Source organism: Stieleria sp. (genome assembly GCF_041595215.1).
Classification (GTDB): domain Bacteria; phylum Planctomycetota; class Planctomycetia; order Pirellulales; family Pirellulaceae; genus Stieleria; species Stieleria magnilauensis.
In genome coordinates this window covers 1-2,393 of record NZ_JBFHKV010001205.1, presented here as the reverse complement: position 1 = coordinate 2,393, position 2,393 = coordinate 1, and the positions used below count along the sequence as shown (strand labels likewise).

Genomic DNA, 2,393 nt, shown 5'->3' with positions numbered 1-2,393 from the left:
GTGCCAGTTGCGGCCGTCCTCGCTCCATGCGGCATAGCCGAGGTGCATGTTGAGATCGTAATCGCTGACCGGGATCGTTGTTTCGCCGCTGTACCAAGTGCCGGTGTAGACGAACAACTTGTCTTGGAACACCAGAAAGTGCGGGTCGCGTGTGTCACGATGCCTGACACTGAACTGATGGACCTGATGCCACTCTTTGGCATCGTCGCTTGCCAGGATGATGACCGAAGCGGTCGGATGCACCATGTGCCCATCGGGGCAGCTTCGAAACGTGAGGTAATACTTACCACGAAAACGCACCAGATCCGTGAACGCATTGTGCTCGCCGTTATGAAAGACGCGGCGGATATTCGTGACATTGACCTGGGGTGGGCCGTCCGCGTGACTGCTGTGGCAACCGATGGCGAACCCAACCGCCAACAACATTGCTGGGAGCACAGGGGAACGCTCCATTGTTTTCATCATCCGTCTCGCCCGCCTTGAGGAATCAAAACTGCTGTTTTGGGGAAAAGCAGGGAGTATAACAAGACGAACCCCGGGCAAGGGACGTCGGCGAGACGAAAGCCGGACGGGGGATGTGGTATTACCGAAGCGCCGGCAATTCGACCAAGGGAAATTCATCCAACAAGGACTGCGGGGTCATGGGCGGGACCGGATCGAAGCCCCGACGCGCGATATCCTCGCTTCCGAAGGCACAGGCTTTTTCCAAGACGTAGTAGTCGTTGAAGCCGGCGATCATCTGGTTGATCGGCTTCAAATCCAACGTGTCTAGATGGCTTTGCCAATCACGGTTGAATCGATCCACGGACCGGCGAAGCTCTCGCAACGGCCGGTCGAGTCTGTCGAACCAAAGCCCCTGGTTGGCCCAGGAAGGAGTCGGCGAATTCCGATTCCATTCTTCATGAAGCGAGGCGAAGACGCGCCATCGACTTGGCGAGGCGAGACACGGAGACAGCTTGGACCAGTCACCGCGAATCATCGACGCGATCTTTCGAAGATGCAATCGCGGACCGCGTAACAAGGTCTGCCGATGTGTCCGGCAAGCCCACCGCAACTGCTCCATCGCCGCGTCGAGACGTCGATGGCGGGTGATGAACGCGGGCTCCTCACCTTGCTCGGCCAACATCTGTAGGAATTCGGCTCGCGAACCCTCGAATTCATGCTCTCCCATCGCGTGACTTGCTCCCGCGAGACTACTCGCTCGCCGCCTCGGCGGTCTCGGCTTCGTCGTCGGCGGTCTCGGCTTCGTCGTCGGCGGTCTCGGCTTCGGCGTCGCTGGTTGCCGATTCGCCGGTAGCTGCCTCAGCGGGCTCCACCTCGGAAACTTCGTCTGGGTTGGCTTCGTCAGGGTTGGCTTCGTCAGCGGGCTCGACCATCGGGTTGGTCTGGACACCGCCTTCGCCACCGCGTTTGACGCGCAGGATGAACTTATCGTCTTCGACTCGGATGTCTTCGAACCGGCTCATGAACTTGGCGTTTTCGGGGTCCTTGTAGACGTCTTTGGCCAAGTTCTCTTGCCGCATCGCCTGCATGAATTCTTCGGGCACCGGTTCGCCGTTGAGTTCTGCTTGGTCGACGGTGACGATCAGCACGCCACCGTCCATCGAGACGTCGAAGGTCGCCGATCCGTTGAAGTAGCGTCCCTTGCCCATCGGCAGTTTATCCAACGGAATACTCACGTCCCCTTCGACCTGATTGTTCTCGATCTTGACGTAGACCTTTCCCTTGAGGTCTTCGTTCTTGCTGATCAGTGCGTTGATGTCATCGGCGGTCAGCACCAGGTCTTCTTCGGGCGTCTCCCCGGCATCAAGTTTCTCTCGAAACGATTCGACCCGCGCATCCAATTTGGCGAGTTCTTCTTCGGAGTATTCGACGGTCGGCAGGTCAACCGGAGTGTCCGATGTGTATTTGGCGATCTGGCTACTGATCAGCCAATAGCCGCCGAATCCGGCGCACAGGATCGATCCGATGAACAGTCCACCTGCGATCAAGCAGCCCCACAGACAGCCGTTGCCGGATCCGGAACTCTGCACTTGCGGTTCGCTACCTGGAGTCTGGGGATCGACAAAATTAGACATTTCAGTTTTGTCCTTCACGTGAAGAGCGCGGCTTGGCGGGAGACGATTCGGTTATTCTGGCAAATTCTTGCCGCCACCGGGGCGCCAAAACCAATCGAATGCGGTTCAAAAATGCGATCCACCTGATCCTACGAGTCTCTGAAGTGATTGGAAAGGGACAGTCGTCCCCTGGATCGGCTATTGGACGCCTTCAAGCTTGGCGACGACGGACATGCGGTCAGCCCGGCGAGCTTCACTCAACGCCTTGGCCACATCCCCCTGGGCCAAAGACTCCAATTCCGCGAGCGCATCAGCGGACGTTCGCAACAGCGACGC

General features: G+C 58.2%; 3 protein-coding genes. All 3 read right to left on the bottom strand.

Annotated elements, in window-relative coordinates; all coding sequences use genetic code 11:
• Window positions 1-453 (bottom strand): hypothetical protein (locus ABX749_RS29715; protein WP_372899225.1); only part of this gene is annotated, 453 nt, incomplete at its 3' end.
• Window positions 454-583: 130 nt separating this feature from the next.
• Complete coding sequence (locus tag ABX749_RS29710; protein WP_372899224.1) at window positions 584-1,171, bottom strand: hypothetical protein; 588 nt, start codon at window positions 1,169-1,171, stop codon at window positions 584-586.
• A gap of 22 nt (window positions 1,172-1,193) precedes the next feature.
• Window positions 1,194-2,078, bottom strand: a complete 885-nt coding sequence (locus tag ABX749_RS29705) for a hypothetical protein (RefSeq protein ID WP_372899223.1) — start codon at window positions 2,076-2,078, stop codon at window positions 1,194-1,196.
• Between the last annotated feature and the right edge of the window lie 315 nt (window positions 2,079-2,393).

Bases quoted from the DNA above. Each gene is read 5' to 3' on its own strand.
- ABX749_RS29710 (WP_372899224.1), bottom strand. From the start codon at position 1,171: ATGGGAGAGCATGAATTCGAGGGTTCGCGAGCCGAATTCCTACAGATG.
- ABX749_RS29705 (WP_372899223.1), bottom strand. From the start codon at position 2,078: ATGTCTAATTTTGTCGATCCCCAGACTCCAGGTAGCGAACCGCAAGTG.